General features: G+C 60.0%; 18 protein-coding genes. 14 read left to right on the forward strand and 4 right to left on the reverse strand.

Annotation, left to right across the window (positions count from 1 at the left end; translation table 11 throughout):
- Nucleotides 1–22 precede the first annotated feature (22 nt).
- The 3 genes from tapU to BS300_RS14300 all read left to right on the forward strand — a co-directional run bounded on the left by tapU (nucleotide 23) and on the right by BS300_RS14300 (nucleotide 2,576).
- Complete coding sequence (gene tapU / locus BS300_RS14290) at nucleotides 23–1,132, forward strand: type IVa pilus ATPase TapU (RefSeq protein ID WP_071913663.1); 1,110 nt, start codon at nucleotides 23–25, stop codon at nucleotides 1,130–1,132.
- Between the two features lie 47 nt (nucleotides 1,133–1,179).
- Entirely contained in the window at nucleotides 1,180–1,953 is a 774-nt protein-coding gene (gene yaaA, locus BS300_RS14295; protein WP_071913551.1) for a peroxide stress protein YaaA, read from the forward strand.
- A gap of 194 nt (nucleotides 1,954–2,147) precedes the next feature.
- Nucleotides 2,148–2,576 carry a hypothetical protein gene (locus BS300_RS14300; protein ID WP_033114045.1) on the forward strand — a complete coding sequence of 143 codons (429 nt, stop codon included), beginning with the start codon at nucleotides 2,148–2,150 and terminating at the stop codon, nucleotides 2,574–2,576.
- A gap of 314 nt (nucleotides 2,577–2,890) precedes the next feature.
- Here BS300_RS14300 and BS300_RS14305 read toward each other — a convergent pair whose 3' ends face one another.
- The gene (locus tag BS300_RS14305; RefSeq protein ID WP_071913553.1) at nucleotides 2,891–3,382 is read right to left on the reverse strand and encodes a methylated-DNA--[protein]-cysteine S-methyltransferase; all 492 of its coding nucleotides are present in this window, start codon (nucleotides 3,380–3,382) and stop codon (nucleotides 2,891–2,893) included.
- 21 nt (nucleotides 3,383–3,403) lie between these two features.
- Nucleotides 3,404–3,820, reverse strand: a complete 417-nt coding sequence (arfB, locus tag BS300_RS14310; protein WP_033114047.1) for an alternative ribosome rescue aminoacyl-tRNA hydrolase ArfB — start codon at nucleotides 3,818–3,820, stop codon at nucleotides 3,404–3,406.
- 201 nt (nucleotides 3,821–4,021) lie between these two features.
- On the opposite strand from arfB, the gene glnK reads away from it, so the two are divergent.
- The 5 genes from glnK (at nucleotide 4,022) to BS300_RS14335 (ending at nucleotide 9,353) form a co-directional block, all read left to right on the forward strand.
- Nucleotides 4,022–4,360 (forward strand): P-II family nitrogen regulator, encoded by a 339-nt coding sequence (gene glnK, locus BS300_RS14315; protein WP_033114048.1) that lies wholly within the window; start codon nucleotides 4,022–4,024, stop codon nucleotides 4,358–4,360.
- 193 nt (nucleotides 4,361–4,553) lie between these two features.
- Nucleotides 4,554–5,561 (forward strand): Fe(3+) ABC transporter substrate-binding protein, encoded by a 1,008-nt coding sequence (locus BS300_RS14320; RefSeq protein ID WP_143241803.1) that lies wholly within the window; start codon nucleotides 4,554–4,556, stop codon nucleotides 5,559–5,561.
- Nucleotides 5,562–5,601: 40 nt separating this feature from the next.
- Entirely contained in the window at nucleotides 5,602–7,227 is a 1,626-nt protein-coding gene (locus BS300_RS14325; protein ID WP_071913554.1) for an iron ABC transporter permease, read from the forward strand.
- Nucleotides 7,228–7,309: 82 nt separating this feature from the next.
- Entirely contained in the window at nucleotides 7,310–8,344 is a 1,035-nt protein-coding gene (locus tag BS300_RS14330; RefSeq protein WP_071913556.1) for an ABC transporter ATP-binding protein, read from the forward strand.
- Between the two features lie 103 nt (nucleotides 8,345–8,447).
- Nucleotides 8,448–9,353, forward strand: a complete 906-nt coding sequence (locus BS300_RS14335) for a Dyp-type peroxidase (protein WP_005341402.1) — start codon at nucleotides 8,448–8,450, stop codon at nucleotides 9,351–9,353.
- Between the two features lie 317 nt (nucleotides 9,354–9,670).
- Here the strand turns inward: BS300_RS14335 and argR are convergent, their stop codons facing one another.
- Nucleotides 9,671–10,141, reverse strand: coding sequence for a transcriptional regulator ArgR (argR, locus tag BS300_RS14340; protein WP_005340378.1), 471 nt, complete (start codon nucleotides 10,139–10,141; stop codon nucleotides 9,671–9,673).
- A 203-nt stretch (nucleotides 10,142–10,344) separates the two neighbouring features.
- Between argR and BS300_RS14345 the strand changes: the two genes are divergently transcribed.
- The 6 genes from BS300_RS14345 (at nucleotide 10,345) to BS300_RS14370 (ending at nucleotide 15,342) form a co-directional block, all read left to right on the forward strand.
- Nucleotides 10,345–11,085 carry an ATP-binding cassette domain-containing protein gene (locus BS300_RS14345; RefSeq protein ID WP_071913666.1) on the forward strand — a complete coding sequence of 247 codons (741 nt, stop codon included), beginning with the start codon at nucleotides 10,345–10,347 and terminating at the stop codon, nucleotides 11,083–11,085.
- Nucleotides 11,086–11,109: 24 nt separating this feature from the next.
- Nucleotides 11,110–11,847, forward strand: coding sequence for a transporter substrate-binding domain-containing protein (locus BS300_RS14350; protein WP_042030758.1), 738 nt, complete (start codon nucleotides 11,110–11,112; stop codon nucleotides 11,845–11,847).
- Nucleotides 11,848–11,850: 3 nt separating this feature from the next.
- Nucleotides 11,851–12,501, forward strand: a complete 651-nt coding sequence (artQ, locus tag BS300_RS14355) for an arginine ABC transporter permease ArtQ (protein ID WP_071913558.1) — start codon at nucleotides 11,851–11,853, stop codon at nucleotides 12,499–12,501.
- 3 nt (nucleotides 12,502–12,504) lie between these two features.
- Nucleotides 12,505–13,167, forward strand: a complete 663-nt coding sequence (gene artM, locus BS300_RS14360; protein ID WP_042030756.1) for an arginine ABC transporter permease ArtM — start codon at nucleotides 12,505–12,507, stop codon at nucleotides 13,165–13,167.
- A 220-nt stretch (nucleotides 13,168–13,387) separates the two neighbouring features.
- Nucleotides 13,388–14,323 carry a malate dehydrogenase gene (gene mdh, locus BS300_RS14365; protein WP_071913560.1) on the forward strand — a complete coding sequence of 312 codons (936 nt, stop codon included), beginning with the start codon at nucleotides 13,388–13,390 and terminating at the stop codon, nucleotides 14,321–14,323.
- Nucleotides 14,324–14,733: 410 nt separating this feature from the next.
- Nucleotides 14,734–15,342 carry a sel1 repeat family protein gene (locus tag BS300_RS14370; RefSeq protein ID WP_043851198.1) on the forward strand — a complete coding sequence of 203 codons (609 nt, stop codon included), beginning with the start codon at nucleotides 14,734–14,736 and terminating at the stop codon, nucleotides 15,340–15,342.
- A 100-nt stretch (nucleotides 15,343–15,442) separates the two neighbouring features.
- Here the strand turns inward: BS300_RS14370 and hmpA are convergent, their stop codons facing one another.
- Nucleotides 15,443–16,636: an NO-inducible flavohemoprotein gene (hmpA, locus tag BS300_RS14375; RefSeq protein ID WP_071913562.1), complete on the reverse strand. Its 1,194-nt coding sequence runs from the start codon at nucleotides 16,634–16,636 to the stop codon at nucleotides 15,443–15,445.

Raw genomic sequence — 16,636 nt, forward strand, 5'->3', positions numbered from 1 at the left:
CGGATCCAGGGAGGGATCGATGATGAATCTGGATGAACTGCTGGGCCAGCTGGTAGAGAAAAAAGGGTCGGATCTCTTTGTGACGGTGGGGACGCCCCCCACCCTCAAGGTGAACGGCCATCTGCTCTCTTTGGGAGGCGAAGCGCTCGATAAAAAGGCGGCGTTGACGCTGGTGAGGGAGACCCTGAGCCCCGAGCATTTCGAGCGCTATATCCGCACCAGGGAGGCCAACTACGCCATTCACCGCGAAACTTTGGGCCGGTTTCGGGTCAGCGCTTTCTGGCAGCAGGAGCTGCCCGGCATGGTGGTTAGGCGTATCGAGACCCGCATCCCGACCTTCGATGACCTGCAACTGCCCGTGATCCTGCAGGAGGTCGCATTGGCCAAGCGCGGACTGGTGCTGTTTGTTGGCGCCACCGGGGCGGGCAAATCGACCACCCAGGCGACCATGATTGGTTATCGCAACCAGCATGCCGACGGCCATATTCTGACGGTGGAGGATCCGGTGGAGTTTGTCCATCAGCATGGCCGCAGCCTGATAACCCAGCGGGAGGTGGGGATCGATACCGAGTCGTTCGATGTGGCGTTGAAAAGCTCGCTGCGTCAGGCACCTGACGTCATTCTGATCGGCGAGATCAGAAGCTCTGAGACCATGGAGTTTGCCCTGCAATTCGCCGAGACCGGTCACCTCTGCCTCGCGACCCTGCACGCCAACAACGCCAACCAGGCGCTGGATCGCATTCTGCATCTGGTGCCGCAGGAGAAGCATCGTCAGTTCCTGTTCGATCTCTCCTTCAACCTCAAGGCCATTGTCGCCCAGCAGCTGGTGCCGAGTGTGGATGGCAAGCGGCGCTGCGCCGCATTCGAGATCCTGCTCAACACCCCGCTTATCACCGACATCATTCGCAAAGGGGAGATGCACCGGCTCAAGGAGGTGATGACCAAATCGACCGAGCTTGGCATGCAAACCTTCGATCAATCGCTTTTCAACCTGTTCTGCTCCGGCCAGATTGGCTACAGTGAGGCCCTTGCCCATGCCGACTCGGCCAACGACCTGCGGCTGCTGATCAAGCTTTCCGGCCGTGATCAGCTTGGAACCGGTACGCTGGACAATGTGACGCTGGATGAATGAACAATGGGGTCGGGCCGCGGCTTGGCCCCACGCAATAAAGGAACCTTATGCTGATTGTTGTCTCCCCGGCCAAGACGCTGGATTACGAGTCACCGCTGGTGACAACCCGATTCACCCAACCCGAGCTGCTGGATCACTCTGCAGAACTCATCAAGCGGGCTCGCCAACTGAGCCCGGATCAAATTGCCACCCTGATGAAGATCAGCGACAAGCTGGCGGGTCTCAACGCCGCCCGTTTTGCCGAGTGGCAACCCGACTTTACTCCGGCCAACGCCCGTCAGGCGCTGCTGGCCTTCAAGGGGGATGTCTACACCGGATTGGCGGTGGAGGATTTCAGCGAGGCCGATTTTGACTTCGCTCAGGCGCATCTGCGAATGCTCTCCGGTCTCTACGGTGTGCTGCGCCCCCTCGATCTGATGATGCCCTACCGGCTTGAGATGGGAACCAGGCTCGACAACGGTCGCGGCAAGGATCTCTACCAGTTCTGGGGCGAGGTGATCACTCACCACCTCAATGAGGCGCTGGCAGCCCAAGGTGATGAGGTGCTGATCAATCTGGCCTCCGACGAGTATTTCAAGTCGGTACGACCCAAGAGCCTGAAAGGGCGGATCGTTACCCCGGTGTTCAAGGATGAGAAGAACGGCCAGTTCAAGATCATCAGCTTCTACGCCAAGAAGGCGCGCGGCATGATGGCTCGCCACATCATCAAGCACCGTCTGACCGAGGTGGAGCAGCTGACCGGTTTCAACGCCGATGGCTACTACTTCGTGCCGGAGGAGTCGGACGCCAATACCCTGATGTTTAAACGCGCCGAAAATTAATTACAAAAAGAGGGAACCAATCTTTCGACCCGCGGGTCTGAATATGTGAATCCTCTGTTGTAAGCACTTTTTATTCGCCGACGTTTGATACGTCGGCTTTTTTATTGCCGTTTTTATTGTCCATCGATTGCCTTCGCGGGGACTATGTGGTTCAGATAGACTCAAGACAGGGAGTGAGTCGTCGCGAGGTTTATATGGAACAGAAAAATGCCATTCGGCAGGTTGCCGTACCTTGGGCTCCGTCCCGCCAGCTCCCGCCCGGACTGGTCGTTGCCGAGCTGCATCAGGATCTCTGGAGCGACTCCCTGACCATCATGCTGGGTCGGGCGCGCAGCATCGATCTGCCTCCGCAAATCCTCTGCCGGGTCTATTTCCGCCATATCTACGCCCTGCGGGTGATCGAAGATTGCGATCTGGCGGAGGGGAAGGATAGCCACGCCATCGAAGAGCAGATCCAGCTCATCACCCCCTCCCGTTTCGCCAGCTGGTTCCATCAGGAGTCTGATGGCCTGCATCTGGACGAAGATTTGCAGCACTACCGCATCTCGACCTGGGATTACTGCGCCGACGTACTCACCTCTTCGGCTCCGGAGCTGCAGTTTGTCGCCCCGCGAGAATCCTGATCCGGTCATCGTCTGGTAGCAACAAGGGGGAAGGCCGTTTCAGCCTTCCCCCTTCTCTTTGCAGACGAATTCTTCCGGACACAAAAAAAGCGCCTCAAGGGAGGCGCTGGGGAAAAAAGACAGATTGGAAGCGTCACATGGGTGCTACTTGGAGTGGTGAATGAGCCGTGCCACTCAAGTATGGAGCCATCATGCCAGCTGCTATCTGAAGTAGTTCTGAGACAATTCTTCATCCTCTGTTCATCTTCTCGACACGTTTTCAGCAAGGTGACCGAGGCTCTCCTCTGCTGCGATGATTCTTCAGAACTCCGCGTTTATGAGGTCAGGACAAACGGCGCGTGACGCTGCTCCAGCTCCAGTAGCCAGCGTTTGATGGGAATGCCGCCGGCATAACCTGTCAGCTCGCCGCTGCGGCCGATCACCCGGTGGCAGGGCACTATGATGCTGAGCGGATTGCGCCCGTTGGCGGCTCCCACGGCTCTGACCGATTTGGGATTGCCGATGGCTTGGGCAATCTCGAGATAGCTGACGGTTTCACCGTAGGGAATGTCACAGAGGGCGCGCCATACCGCCTGCTGGAATGGCGTGCCACGGGCGGCCAGCGGCAGGTCGAATTGCTGCAACTTTCCGGCGAAGTAGGCGGCGAACTGCTCGACGAAGGGAGCAAGAGCCAGATCATCCCGTTGCCACTCTGCGGTCGGCGTTACCGGCTGCTCCCCCCGCACGAACTCCACATAACGCAGCCCGTCCCGATCGATGGCGATGAGCAGAGGGCCGTGGGCGCTGTCGCAAAAACTGTATTTCATGCTGTGATCCTCGGGCCAGGGTTAGTCCAGTACCAGCTTGCCGCGGGTCGATTTGATCTCCCCCTTGCGCTTCTTGGCATCAACCCGTTTGCGCTGGGAGCTGCGGGTCGGCTTGGTGGCATGGCGGGCCTTGGGACGCCACGCCGCCTTTTTCAGCAGTTCCACCAGACGGCTCATCGCCTCCTTGCGGTTCATGTCCTGACTGCGGTGGCTCTCGACCCGGATCAGGATAAAACCGTCATGCACCCGGCTGTCGCTCAGCTTGTCGAGCCCCTCCTTGTAGAGCGGGGTCAGGCTTGGGGAGTTGCGGTAATCGAAGCGCAACCAGACGGCGGAGTCGGTCTTGTTGACGTGCTGGCCACCGTTGCCCTGGGCCCGCATGGTCTGGAACTGCAGCTCATGCCAGGGGAGGGTAACGCTGTTGGAGATGACTAACATACTGCTGTGCTCTTGTTTGGTGCAGAGGCGCTGGCCGCCACAGCGTGGTGCCTCATTATGGGGCGCGTGGCTGGTCGATCCTGGCTCGCTTTGGGTGTTGCTCCGTAATTAGACGCTATCTTCATGAAATTTAATAATAAAAATACTTGGCACAAGAATTGATTCCCGGTTTATGACACACCATGGATTGGGAGCAACCAGATGAAGCTGATTAGTGCGATTATCAAACCGTTCAAGCTGGACGATGTCCGCGAGGCCATTGCCAACCTGGGGGTGGAGGGGTTGACCGTGTCCGAGGTCAAGGGATTTGGCCGCCAGAAGGGACACACCGAATTATACCGGGGGGCCGAGTATCAGGTCGACTTTTTACCCAAGGTGAAGCTGGAGATCGCCACCACGGATGACAACGTCGAAGGGGTGATAGAAGCGATCTGCAAGGCGGCCTATACCGGCAAGATCGGTGACGGCAAGATCTTCGTGTATGACCTGTTGCAGGCGGTGCGGATTCGTACTGGCGAGAACGACGAAGAGGCGCTCTGATCGCCGGTTTGTCACCTCACTTGCCATGGCAAAACCCGATTGGGGCTGGATGGGATTCTATCCGGCCCTTTTATTTATGCCTCGTTTAAATATGTGAACTTCCCCCGCCACTCCTCCTTGATCTCGCAATTGGAATATGCAGAATGCAAACGGCAATTGTTCTCACTCGATTTAGCAACTCAAGGAATGGATGATGAAAATGAAGATGCTGGCACTGGCTTTCTCTGCATTGGCAGCCCAGTCTGCGTTGGCGGCAGGAGAGGTGAATGTCTACTCCAACCGGCAGGATGAGCTGATCAAGCCCATCATCCAGCAGTTCGAGAAGGAATCGGGCATCAAGGTGAACGTGGTGTTCGCCAAAGAGGGGCTGAACGAGCGTCTGGAGCGGGAAGGCAAGCTCTCTCCGGCCGACCTGATGCTGACAACCGATATCAGCCGTCTGACCGATCTGGTAGACAAGGGGCTGGTGCAGCCGGTGGAGAGCAAGATCCTGCAGGAGAACATCCCCGCCAGCTATCGCGATCCGGAGAACCGCTGGTTCGCCCTGACCACCCGGGTGCGTGCCATCTACTCCAGCAAGGATCGCCTCGGCAAGCTCGATACCATCAGCTACGAAGATCTGGCCAAGCCGGAATTCAAAGGGAAAATCTGCACCCGCAGCGGCAAGCATGAGTACAATGTGGCGCTGGTCTCCTCGATGATCGTCCATCACGGCATGGCCGAGACCAAAACCTGGCTGGAAGGGGTCAAAGCCAACCTGGCGCGCAAGCCGCAGGGCAACGACCGGGATCAGGTCAAGGCTATCAAGGATGGCATCTGTGACCTGTCGCTCGGCAACAGCTACTATCTGGGCGCCATGTTGAAGGATCCGGCGCAGAAAGCCTGGGCTGATGCCGTCTACATCAACTTCCCGAATCAGGCCGACCGCGGTGCCCACGTCAACGTGAGCGGCGTGGCCATGACCAAGTATGCCAAGAACAAAGAGGCCGCTCAGAAGCTGATGGAGTTTCTGGCTGGCGACACCGCCCAGCACATGTATGCGGACGTGAATGCCGAGTATCCGGTCAAGGCCGGGGTCGAGCCTTCCGCCATGGTCAAGTCCTGGGGCAGTTTCAAGTCTGACGCACTACCGGTCAGCGATTACGCCAAGCACCGCAAGGACGCCTTGCAGTTGCTGGATGAAGTGAAGTTCGACTTGTAATTCAGATGGGGCCAATGGCCCCATCAACCTCTGTGGTCTCATGAAAAATTCTGGATGGATTACCGGCAGCTGGGCCACCGCCCTGCTGCTGGCTTTGCCGGTGCTCGCTCTCGTCTTCTCTGCCTTCTCGGCTGAGGGAGAGCTGTTTCGCCACCTCGCCGATACCGTGCTGCTCGATTATCTGGCCAATACCCTTGGGCTGGTGGTTGGCGTGGTGCTGCTCAGCCTGCTGTTTGGCGTGCCAACCGCCTGGCTGGTGGCCATGTGTCAGGTGCCGGGGCGGCGTGCCCTGCAGTGGGCCCTGATGCTGCCGATGGCGATGCCCTCCTATATCGTCGCCTACGTCTATACCGACTTGCTCGACTACTCGGGCCCGCTACAGGCCGGGTTGCGCGCCCTCTTTGACTGGAACAGTCCGGCCGATTACTGGTTTCCAGCCATTCGCTCCCTTGGCGGCGCCGCCTGGGTGCTGGCGCTGGTGTTATTCCCCTATGTCTATCTGCTGACCCGCGCCTCCTTTCTGGAGCAGTCGGTCAGCCTCATTCACTCCAGCCGCCTGCTCGGCTGTACCCCGTGGCAGAGCTTTCGCCGCCTCAGTCTGCCGCTGGCTCGCCCGGCCATCATGGTGGCAGTGTCGCTGGTGGCGATGGAGACGTTGGCTGATTTTGCCACCGTCCACTTCTTTGCCATCAACACCCTGACCACGGCGGTCTACGACACCTGGCTCGGTTACGGCAGTCTGGCCACTGCGGCCAAACTCTCCTGCCTGATGCTGCTGGCGGTGGTGCTGCTGATCGCGCTGGAGCGCCGCTCGCGCAGTCGGCAGCAGGTGTTCCAGAAGTCGATGGGCCATGAGCAGCCGCTGCGCTATCCGCTCAAGGGGATGAGTCGTTGGCTGGCCGCATTCTGGTGCTGGGGGCTGGTGCTGGCCGGTTTCGGCCTGCCGTTCGTCATCCTGCTCGATTACGGGGTGCGCTACTTCGAGTTGTCGTGGACACCGGAGTTCGTTCGTTTTGCCGGTAACAGTTTGCTTATCTCGGCGCTGACCGCCCTGCTGGCGATGGGGATTGCCCTGCTGCTCGGCTTCTGTCGCCGCCTCGATGGCGGGATCAAGAGCCTGCTGCCGCTGCGCATCGCCGCCATGGGTTACGCCATGCCGGGTACCGTGCTCGCCATCGGGGTCCTGGTGCCGCTCACTGCCCTCGATTTTGCCATCAATGATCTCGCCGAGTGGCTCGGGCGTCAGGGGCCGGGCCTGCTGTTGACCGGTACCATCACCGCCATCGTGTTCGGCTATCTGGTGCGCTTCGTGGCCATCGCCATCGGCTCGGTGGAGAGCAGCATGGGCAAGATCTCCCCCAGCCTCGACATGGCGGCCCGCTCTCTGGGGCAGGGGGATGGTGCCATGCTGAGGCGGGTCCATCTGCCGCTGGTGCGCCGCGGTCTGTTTGCCGGTGCCATGCTGGTGTTTATCGAATCCATGAAGGAGCTGCCCGCCGCCCTGCTGCTGCGGCCGTTCAACTTCGATACCTTGGCGACCCACGTCTACCAGTTCGTCTCGGACGAGATGCTGGAGCGCGGCGCGCTGGGGGCCATTGTCATCGTGCTGGTGGGGCTGTTGCCGCTGATCTGGGTCAACCGCAGTCTGGATAGTCCCGGCCACTGAGTCGCCACGTCGGCCAATGAAATTGCATGCGGTGCGCTGAACCGAAAGGCAGTACGCCGCCAGAAACGAGAGGAAGTCAGCCTTGTCCTGTTTGCAGGTTGAAAATGTCAGCTGCCGTTACAACGGCCGCAATGTGCTGGAACAGCTCTCCCTGACGGTGGCAGACAACGAGATCGTCTGCCTGCTGGGAGCAAGCGGCTGCGGCAAAACCACGCTGCTCAAGGCCATCGCCGGCCTGCTGCCGCTGGCAGAGGGGACGATCCGCCTCGGCGATACCCTGCTCGACGGGCCGGATGCCAGCGTGCCGCCCGAGGCGCGCAATATCGGGATGATCTTTCAGGATTACGCCCTCTTCCCCCACCTGACGGTGGCAGACAACGTCGGTTTCGGCCTGACCAAACTCGATCGCCGCGCTCGCCAGCAACAGGTTGAAGAGGCGCTAGCGCTGGTCAATCTGCAGGGGCTGGGGGATCGTTATCCGCACCAGCTCTCCGGTGGCCAGCAGCAGCGGGTGGCCATCGCCCGGGCGCTGGTGTGCAAGCCGCGGCTGATGCTGCTGGATGAACCCTTCTCCAACATCGATACCCAGGTGAGGATGAAGCTGATCCTCGAGATCCGAGCCCTGCTCAAGCAGCAGGGGATCGGCGCCATCTTCGTCAGCCACAGCAAGGAGGAGGCGTTCGCCTTCGCTGATCGGCTGGCGCTGTTTCGCGCAGGTCATATCGAACAGGTGGGCCAGCCGGAGCAGCTCTATCGCCGCCCGCAAAACCGCTTCGTGGCGGAGTTTCTCGGCGGGGTCAACTATCTGGCCGCCGAGGTGGTGGACAGCCACTGCGTCCAGACGGTGCTCGGGGTTATCTGTGGCAGCGAACCCCATGGCCGGGCGGTGGGCGAGCAGTTGCAGCTGATGCTCAGACCCCAGCAACTGCTGCTGGAGAGCGCCGCAGATGGGGAGCTCAAGGTGGTGGAGCAGCAGTTCCTCGGCCATCACTGCCGGGTGCTGTTCGAGTGTGGCGATCTGCAGCTGGAGGCGAGCATTGGCGAGCCTCTTGAGGGGATGCGGGCCCGAATCCGGGTGGCGCCTCATACGCTGGTGTTGTTTGACCCTTTACCCTGAACGCGTGATATCGTCGTGAAATCAAAGAACTGGAGCTGCTCTGGTTTATAATCGCGCAACGCTAATAGCCCATAACGCTAACGCCTACTCAGGGGAGAGATATATGAAAGCCCAAGCCGGGATCTGCGCAGAGCCGAATCTGCACGCCCTCTATCTGATGTTCAATCGCACCGGCGATGCCGCCGAACTGGTCGGCCGTCTGGCCAAACTGCCCGCCCTGTGGCAGGCGGTCGCTGCCGATTTCCCCGAGGCCGGTTTCAGCGGTCTGGTTGCCGTCGGCGCCGATGCCTGGGATGGTCTCTACCCTGCCGCACGTCCGCCCCAGTTCCGCAGCTTTATGGCGCAATCCGCCAACGGTCAGGAAGCCCCCAACACTCCGTTTGATCTCTTCATTCAGCTGCGTGCCGATCGGGTGGACGTGCTGCACCACGCCGGTCATCGAGTGATGGCGTTGCTGGCCGGACTGGTAGAGCTGGCCGAAGAGGTGCGCGGTTTCCGCAATCTGGATTGCCGTGACCTGACCGGTTTCGTCGATGGCACCGAGAACCCGCAGGATGAGCACCGCGCCGAAGTGGCGCTGCTGGCCGAGGGCGAGTTTGCCGGTGGCTCCTACATCCACGTTCAGCGCTGGGTCCACGCCATGAGCGACTGGGAGAAGCTGGCGCAGAAAGAGCAGGAAGACATCATCGGTCGCACCAAGCCCGACAACATCGAGTATGAGTCTGCCGCCAAGCCGCTGACCGCCCACATCAAGCGGGTCAACCTCAAGACCCCGAAAGGGGAGTCCATGGAGATCCTGCGCCAGAGCATGCCCTGGGGCACCATGACCGAGCAGGGGCTCTACTTCATCTCCTGCTGCCGAACTCAGCAGCACTTCAACGCCATGCTGGCCAGCATGTACAAGGGGGAGGGCAGCCACTTCGACCACCTGCTGCGCTTCACCAGGGCAGTGACTGGCGCCGCCTTCTTCGCCCCATCGGAAGGTTTTCTGATGGCGCAGGGCAAGTAATAGCGGATGTGACTGCGCCACCTTCCCCCTCGTGCCGCCAAGTGCGCAGAGAGCGCCTGGTTGCCAAGAGATCGGGCGGTGGGGGTGGCCTGTCATGCTCCGAGAGCTGCTGACGCTGCTGGCTAGATTGTTTCGCTGGTGCAACGAAAATCAATTTATGCCAGTAATAGGTGCAACAATCTCGATCAGCATCGCGAGGATGGGCGCAGCGAGAGGGGGCAGAACAGACTCCCGATCTGCTGGCTCACCAAACAAAAATCCCGGCCTTGGCCGGGATTTTTCGTTCTGGCGTGACCGCGATGACGCGGCGGCAACGATTACGGAGTCTGTTCGAACAGCTCGAGGGCGGAGAGGTAGAGCTCTTCGATATCGGTATCGCTGGTCGGGGTGATGAAGATGGTGTCGTCACCGGCGATGGTACCGAGGATCCCCTCTGCCTTGCCGAGGGAGTCGAGCAGGCGGGCGATCAGCTGGGCTGCGCCCGGGCTGGTGTGGATCACCACCAGTGCGCCGTTGTGGTCGACATCCAGCACCAGATTCTTGAGCGGGCTGGAGGTGGTGGGTACGCCCAGTTCTACCGGCAGGCAGTAGACCATCTCCATCTTGGCATTGCGGGTGCGAACGGCGCCGAAGCGGCTCAGCATGCGCGATACCTTGGACTGGTTGATGTTCTCGAAGCCCAGTTCTTGCAGGGCAGTGACGATCTCTGCCTGGGAGCCAAAGCGCTCTTCTTTCAGCAAGGCTTTAAAGGCCTTAGCCAGTTTTTCTTGCTTGTCGTTATGTTTCATCTTGGTCTCACGAATGAGGAGGTGTGGCGGCCTGTTTCAGAGCCAGGCGGCAGATACGAACAGCGTGGCTATTTTGCATTCATATGCCGTTTTTTGCAAGGAAGCGGCGCTTGTTCTGCATATTGATTCAAAAATGGCTTGCATCAACCTTTATAAGGGATAGAATCGGGACGAAATTTTGAAAACTTATTCAATTGGGCTGTATGGGTATTGAATTAATAGGTATCGAGAAGTCCTGGCACAAGGTGCCGGTACTGCAACAGGTGAGCTTTCGGACATCCCCCGGTGAGACCTTGGTACTGCTGGGCCCGAGCGGTGCAGGCAAGAGCTCGCTGCTACGCATGATGAACCTGCTGGACACCCCGGATGCCGGTGTTCTGCGCATAGGGGAAAATGAATTTTCTTTCCCGAGCCCCCTCTCCACTGCCGAATTCAATCGCCAGTCCCAACTGCTGCGCCGCAAGGTGGGCATGGTGTTCCAGCAGTACAATCTCTGGCCACACCTCACCGTGATGGAGAATCTGATTGAAGCGCCGGTCAAGGTGCTGGGCATGAGCAAGGAGGCGGCCATCGAGAAGGGCGCCTATCTGCTGGCCCAGCTGCAACTGGCCGACAAGCGCGATGCCTGGCCGGCACGCCTCTCCGGCGGTCAGCAGCAGCGGGTGGCCATTGCCCGCACCCTGATGATGGATCCGGAAGTGCTGCTGTTTGACGAGCCGACCGCCGCCCTCGATCCCGAGATCACCAAGGAGGTGGCCGAGATCATCCGTACCCTGAGCCAGACCGGCATCACCCAGGTGGTGGTGACCCACGAGGTCGACTTCGCCCGCAAGGTCGCCAGTCAGGTGATCTATCTGGAGAAAGGGCGGATCATCGAGTCCGGCTCCGCCGCCATTTTCCAATCCCCGCAAACCAGCCGGTTTGCCGAATTCTTGATGCATTGATACTGAATCGATAAGGAAGCTGTCATGAAAAAGAGTCTGTTGCTGGTCGCAGCCATGGGGTTGCTGAGTACCTCCGTACTGGCCAAAGAGATCAAGTTCGCCACCGAGGCCACCTACGCACCGTTCGAATATCTGGACGACAAGAACGAGTTTCAGGGTTTTGACATCGATCTGGCGCGCGCCATCTGCGAGCAGGCCAAGCTGGAGTGCAGCTTCCACAACCAGGCCTTTGACAGCCTGATCCCCAGCCTGAAATTCCGTCGCTATGACGCTGCCATCGCCGCCATGGACGTGACCCCGGAGCGGGCTGCGCAGGTCGACTTCTCCGACATCTACTACGAGAACTCTGCCGTGTTCGTGGCCAAAAAAGGCGCCTTCAAGGGGCCGGAAGGGCTGGTAGACAAGACGGTCGGCGTGCAGAACGGCACCTCTCACCAGTCCTATCTGGTGGATAACTGGGTGAGCAAGGGGCTGCTGACCGTGCCTTACGCCAGCTACCAGAGCGCCTTCCTCGACATGATGAACGGCCGCACCGACGGCGTGTTTGCCGATACCGCCGTCGCCGCCGACTGGCTGAAGCAGCACAAGGAGTACGCCGTGGTGGGTGCGCCGGTGACCGATGCCAAGTACTTCGGTACCGGCTTTGGCATCGCGGTGGCCAAGGGCAATCAGGAGTTGCTGACCCAGCTGAACAAGGGGCTGGCCGATATCAAGGCCAACGGCACCTATCAGAAGATCTTCGACAAATACTTCGCGCACTAAGCCATGTTGAGCCTGTTGTTGGATGCAGCCTGGATGACCCTCTGGCTGGCCCTGGCATCCCTGGTCGGGGGCATGGTGCTGGCACTGGCGTTCAGTGCGGCTGAGCTGAGCAAGCAGCGCGCTCTGGTGTGGCCGGTGGCCACCCTCACCACCCTGATCCGCGGGTTGCCCGAGCTGCTGGTGGTGCTGTTCATCTACTTTGGCTCGACCCAGGTGCTGTTTCTCATCACCGGCGAGTATGTGGAGTTCAGCCCGTTCGCTTGCGGCGTGCTGGCGCTCTCTCTGCTGTTCGCCAGCTATGCGACCCAGACCCTGCGGGCAGCGCTCAATGCGGTGCCCGCAGGGCAGCGGCTGGCGGCGCTGGCGTTGGGGTTGAGCAAGAGCCATATCTTCTTTCGCATCGTGTTGCCGCAGGCGTGGCGGCACGCCCTGCCGGGCCTCGGCAACCAGTGGCTGGTGCTGCTGAAAGATACCGCGCTGGTGTCGCTTATCGGGGTGAACGAGATGATGCGTCAGGCGCAGATGGCCTCGGCCAGTACCTATCAGCCCTTCACCTGGTATGCCGCCGCAGCCCTCATCTATCTGGCCATCAGCCTGGTGAGCGAGTATGGCCTCGGCCTCGCGGCCCGCTACACCCGTCGCTACGGAGGCTAATCGATGCAAGAGTATCTTGTGACCCTGCTGGGGGGCTTGCTCACCACGCTGGAGCTGACCCTGTTCAGCCTGCTGCTCGGCTTCGTGCTGGCGGCCCTGATGACCTGGGTGCTGGAGTTGCGGCTGCCGGTGGCGACCCAGCTGGTGCAGCTGTGGGTCTTGCTCTTTACCGGCACGCCGCTGCTGATCCAGATCTTCCTCATCTACTACGGGCCGGGTCAGTTCGAGTGGCTGAAAGCCAGCCCGCTCTGGCCGCTGCTCAAGCAGCCCTGGTTCTGCGCCGTGCTGGCGCTGGGCCTCAACACCGCGGCTTACTCCACCCGGCTGTTCAAGGGGGCGCTCGACGCTATTCCTGCCGGTGAGGTGGAGGCGTGCCGTGCGCTCGGTTTTAACGGTCGTCAGACCCTCTGGATGAAGGTGCGCCACGCCGCCCGTCATCTGGTGCCAGCCTACTCCAACGAGGTGATCCTGGTGCTAAAGGGAAGCTCCCTCGCCAGTACCATCACCATCATGGACATCATGGGGCTTGCACAGGGACTCAATGCCCAGACCTATGACACCCTTGCCGTCTTCGGCGTTGCGGGGGCCCTTTACCTCACCATGAACGGATTGTTAACAATTGGTTTTCGTTGGTGTGAAAAGCGGGCGTTGGCATTCCAGGCTTGAGTCGGCATAACTACCTCTTTATGGGAGGGTGAAGTGCAGAAAAACTGTGCTTCCCCTCCAATTTTTTGGATTTTTCCCCATTTTTATTCGCTGCCTGTTTCTTGGCTCACAGAACCCGTGACTGCAACTGTTATCAGATTGTTTTTTATGGGGGGATCCATTAAGGTTGGGCGCACAAGAACAAATAACCTTAAACCTACGCTTAAACATGGAGTTGATCATGAAAGTTGCCGTTCTGGGTGCCGCTGGTGGCATCGGTCAAGCCCTTGCTCTGCTGTTGAAAAACCGTCTGCCGGCCGGCTCCGAGCTGAGCCTGTATGACATTGCCCCGGTCACTCCGGGCGTAGCCGTAGACCTCAGCCATATTCCTACCGATGTCGCCATCAAGGGTTTCTGCGGTGAAGATCCGACTCCTGCACTGGTTGGTGCCGACGTGGTGCTGATCTCCGCCGGTGTGGCGCGCAAACCGGGTATGGATCGCTCCGACCTGTTCAACATCAACGCCGGTATCGTCAAGAATCTGGTCGAGAAGTGCGCGGCAGCCTGCCCGAAAGCGCTGATCGGCATCATCACCAACCCGGTCAACACCACCGTCGCCATCGCCGCCGAAGTGCTGAAGAAAGCAGGTGTCTATGACAAGCGTCGCCTGTTCGGTGTCACCACTCTGGACGTGATCCGCGCCGAGACCTTCGTCGCCGCCGCCAAAGGGCTGAACGTGGACAAGGTTCGCGTCAACGTGATTGGTGGCCACAGTGGCGTGACTATTCTGCCGCTGCTCTCCCAGATTGAAGGTGCCTCCTTCAGTGCCGAAGAAGTGGCTGCCATGACCAAGCGTATCCAGAACGCCGGTACCGAAGTGGTAGAAGCCAAGGCCGGTGGCGGTTCCGCCACTCTCTCCATGGGTCAGGCTGCCTGCCGTTTCGGTCTGTCGCTCATCAAGGGCCTGCAGGGCGAAGCCAACGTCATCGAGTGTGCCTACGTTGAAGGCAACGGCGAACACGCTACCTTCTTTGCACAGCCGATCCTGCTGGGCAAGAACGGTGTCGAAACCGTGCTGGACTACGGCAAGCTGAGTGCCTTCGAGCTGGAAGCGATGGAAGGGATGCTGGCCACCCTGAAAGCCGATATCCAGCTGGGTGTCGACTTCGTCAAATAAGCGGCATGACCGCATGAAAAGGGAGCTTCGGCTCCCTTTTGCGTTGTTGGGCTCCCGCCAGCTTAAGAAGATGGGGGTTGTGGCCGATAACAGAGAGCAGCAGGAGATCCCTTATGATGAAACCCCTTACCCTTCTCTCCCTTATCTGTCTGGCTGGCGCGCCCCTTTATGCCGCCGAGCCGGTGCCAGCTGCCTCGGCTGCTTCCGCCACCGCTGGCGAAACGGCGCCCGCATCAGCGGCGATAGCTACTCCGGCTCCCGTGTTGTTGCCAGCTGAAGCTGCGGCACCTGCTCCCGCGGCTACCGGAGAGGCGGCTCCGTCGGCAGCGGTGACTGCGGCCCCTGCGCCTGTGCTGTTGCCGGCTGATCCGGTAGCGCCTGCTCCGGCCGCAGAGCCCGCTTCAGCCCCCGTGCCAGCCGCGCCACCTGCGGAACCAGCGCCTTCGGTGGCACCGCTGAATGCCGGCGATCTGCAGGCGGTGGCCATCTATCGTCAGGACGAGCTGCTCAACTGGATCGAGCAGGGACGCCACCTCACTCAGGTGAAACAGGATCGCTGCCAGTTGACTCAGGATATAGAGGCGCGAGCGTCGGTGATGAAGATCCCTGCCTACCAGTTCCTCTGGGGAGATATGCTGGCTTGGGGCGTCTGTACCAAGTCCAACGCCGAGCTGGGGGTACAGTATATGTGGGAGGCGGCCAATCAGGGGCTGGCTCCCGCGCTGGAGCAGCTGGGCCGCTACTACTGGAAAGGGACGCTGGTGCAGAAGGATCTGGTTCGTGCCGAGACGCTGATGCGTGAAGCGGCCAGCCTCGGTTTTCTGCGGGCTCGCATGGAGTGGGTCGAGATGTTACTGCAGGGGATGGGGAGCCCGCTCGATTACGAAGATGCCTACCGTTGGCTGCACGGCTCCGTTATCGGTGACAAAGCCCTGCACCAGAAGGCGGCCAGTCTGCTGAGTCGGCTTGGCAACCGGATGCCGGCCAACGTGGTGGCCCGCGCCAAGGCGATGCACTGATCCAAAAAAAATGACCCACAGGTCTGCACCTGTGGGTCCGGTTCCTGCCGCCGTGCCATGACAGGCAGGAACCTCCTTTCGTTATATGGCTACCCGGCGGTTATAGATCTTGGTGGGGGCCAAAAACTTCGTAATGGAGCTGGCTTGCGGGGATCCCGGCCTCAGTCAGCTGCCGCTTCACCTCTTGCATGAAACCGAGCGGGCCGCAGAAGTAGTAGTGGGCCTCTGGTGTGATACGCTCCTTCACCGCGTTCAGCTCCATGGTGCCGCTGAAGTCGTAATTCTCTCCCTGCTTGTCGTTCTCTGCGGGCTCCCGATACCAGACCCGACTGACCAGATTGGTGTGCTGGCTGATTTTGCTGCGGATATCTTCCCGGAAGGCGTGGACACGACCATGCTCGCAGGCGTGCAGCCAGGTGATGCTGGCCTGATGGTCGCTCGTCAGCAGCTGGTTGAGCATGCTCATCATGGGGGTGAGGCCGACCCCGGCCGAGAGCAGCACAACCGGCGTCTGGCTATCCGCTTTCAGGTAGAAATCGCCGGTGGGTGGCATCACTTCAATCTTGTCGCCCGCTTGCAGGCGGTCGTGCAGCAGGTTGGAGACCTGACCCTGCGGCTCGCGCTTGACGCTGATGCGATAGTCGCGGCCGTTCGGTGCATCCGAGAGCGAATACTGGCGGATTTCGTGATGCTCGAGCTCGGGGTGAACCAGCTTGATGCTGAGGTATTGGCCCGGCTGGAAGGTCAGCACCGGCTTGCCATCTTCCGGTGTCAGCTGGAAGGAGGTGATAAGCTCGCTCTCGGCTCGCTTCTCCTTGATGATGAAGGAGCGGGTCCCTTGCCAGCCGCCGCTCTGGCTCGCCTTCTCCTGATAGATCTCCCGCTCGCGGCCGATGAAGATGTCGGCCAGCACGCCATATGCCTTGCCCCATGCCTCCAGCACCTCGTCGGTGACCGCACTTCCGCCCAATTCTTTGAGCGTGGCCAAGAGATGACTACCTACAATGTGATATTGTTCTGGCTGGATCAGGAATCCGGTATGCTTGTGGGCAATCCGCTCGACCGCGCCAGCCAGCGCCCCCAGATTGTCGATATTTTTGGCATAGGCGGCGACGGCGTTGAACAGCGCCAGTGGCTGACCACCGCTGCGCTGATGGGCCAGATTGAAGATATCTTTCAGCTCCGGGTTATGGCTGAACATCCGCTGGTAGAAGTGCTGCGTCAGCGCCGGGCCGGCTGATTCGAGCAGAGGAATAGTGCTTTTGATGACGGCAATGGTGGTTTGGTCTAGCAT

The organism is Aeromonas sp. SCS5 (assembly GCF_001887375.1).
GTDB lineage: Bacteria > Pseudomonadota > Gammaproteobacteria > Enterobacterales > Aeromonadaceae > Aeromonas > Aeromonas jandaei.

Bases quoted from the DNA above. Each gene is read 5' to 3' on its own strand.
- tapU (WP_071913663.1), top strand. From the start codon at position 23: ATGAATCTGGATGAACTGCTGGGCCAGCTGGTAGAGAAAAAAGGGTCG.
- yaaA (WP_071913551.1), top strand. From the start codon at position 1,180: ATGCTGATTGTTGTCTCCCCGGCCAAGACGCTGGATTACGAGTCACCG.
- BS300_RS14300 (WP_033114045.1), top strand. From the start codon at position 2,148: ATGGAACAGAAAAATGCCATTCGGCAGGTTGCCGTACCTTGGGCTCCG.
- BS300_RS14305 (WP_071913553.1), bottom strand. From the start codon at position 3,382: ATGAAATACAGTTTTTGCGACAGCGCCCACGGCCCTCTGCTCATCGCC.
- arfB (WP_033114047.1), bottom strand. From the start codon at position 3,820: ATGTTAGTCATCTCCAACAGCGTTACCCTCCCCTGGCATGAGCTGCAG.
- glnK (WP_033114048.1), top strand. From the start codon at position 4,022: ATGAAGCTGATTAGTGCGATTATCAAACCGTTCAAGCTGGACGATGTC.
- BS300_RS14320 (WP_143241803.1), top strand. From the start codon at position 4,554: ATGAAAATGAAGATGCTGGCACTGGCTTTCTCTGCATTGGCAGCCCAG.
- BS300_RS14325 (WP_071913554.1), top strand. From the start codon at position 5,602: ATGAAAAATTCTGGATGGATTACCGGCAGCTGGGCCACCGCCCTGCTG.
- BS300_RS14335 (WP_005341402.1), top strand. From the start codon at position 8,448: ATGAAAGCCCAAGCCGGGATCTGCGCAGAGCCGAATCTGCACGCCCTC.
- argR (WP_005340378.1), bottom strand. From the start codon at position 10,141: ATGAAACATAACGACAAGCAAGAAAAACTGGCTAAGGCCTTTAAAGCC.
- BS300_RS14345 (WP_071913666.1), top strand. From the start codon at position 10,345: ATGGGTATTGAATTAATAGGTATCGAGAAGTCCTGGCACAAGGTGCCG.
- BS300_RS14350 (WP_042030758.1), top strand. From the start codon at position 11,110: ATGAAAAAGAGTCTGTTGCTGGTCGCAGCCATGGGGTTGCTGAGTACC.
- artQ (WP_071913558.1), top strand. From the start codon at position 11,851: ATGTTGAGCCTGTTGTTGGATGCAGCCTGGATGACCCTCTGGCTGGCC.
- artM (WP_042030756.1), top strand. From the start codon at position 12,505: ATGCAAGAGTATCTTGTGACCCTGCTGGGGGGCTTGCTCACCACGCTG.
- mdh (WP_071913560.1), top strand. From the start codon at position 13,388: ATGAAAGTTGCCGTTCTGGGTGCCGCTGGTGGCATCGGTCAAGCCCTT.
- hmpA (WP_071913562.1), bottom strand. From the start codon at position 16,636: ATGCTAGACCAAACCACCATTGCCGTCATCAAAAGCACTATTCCTCTG.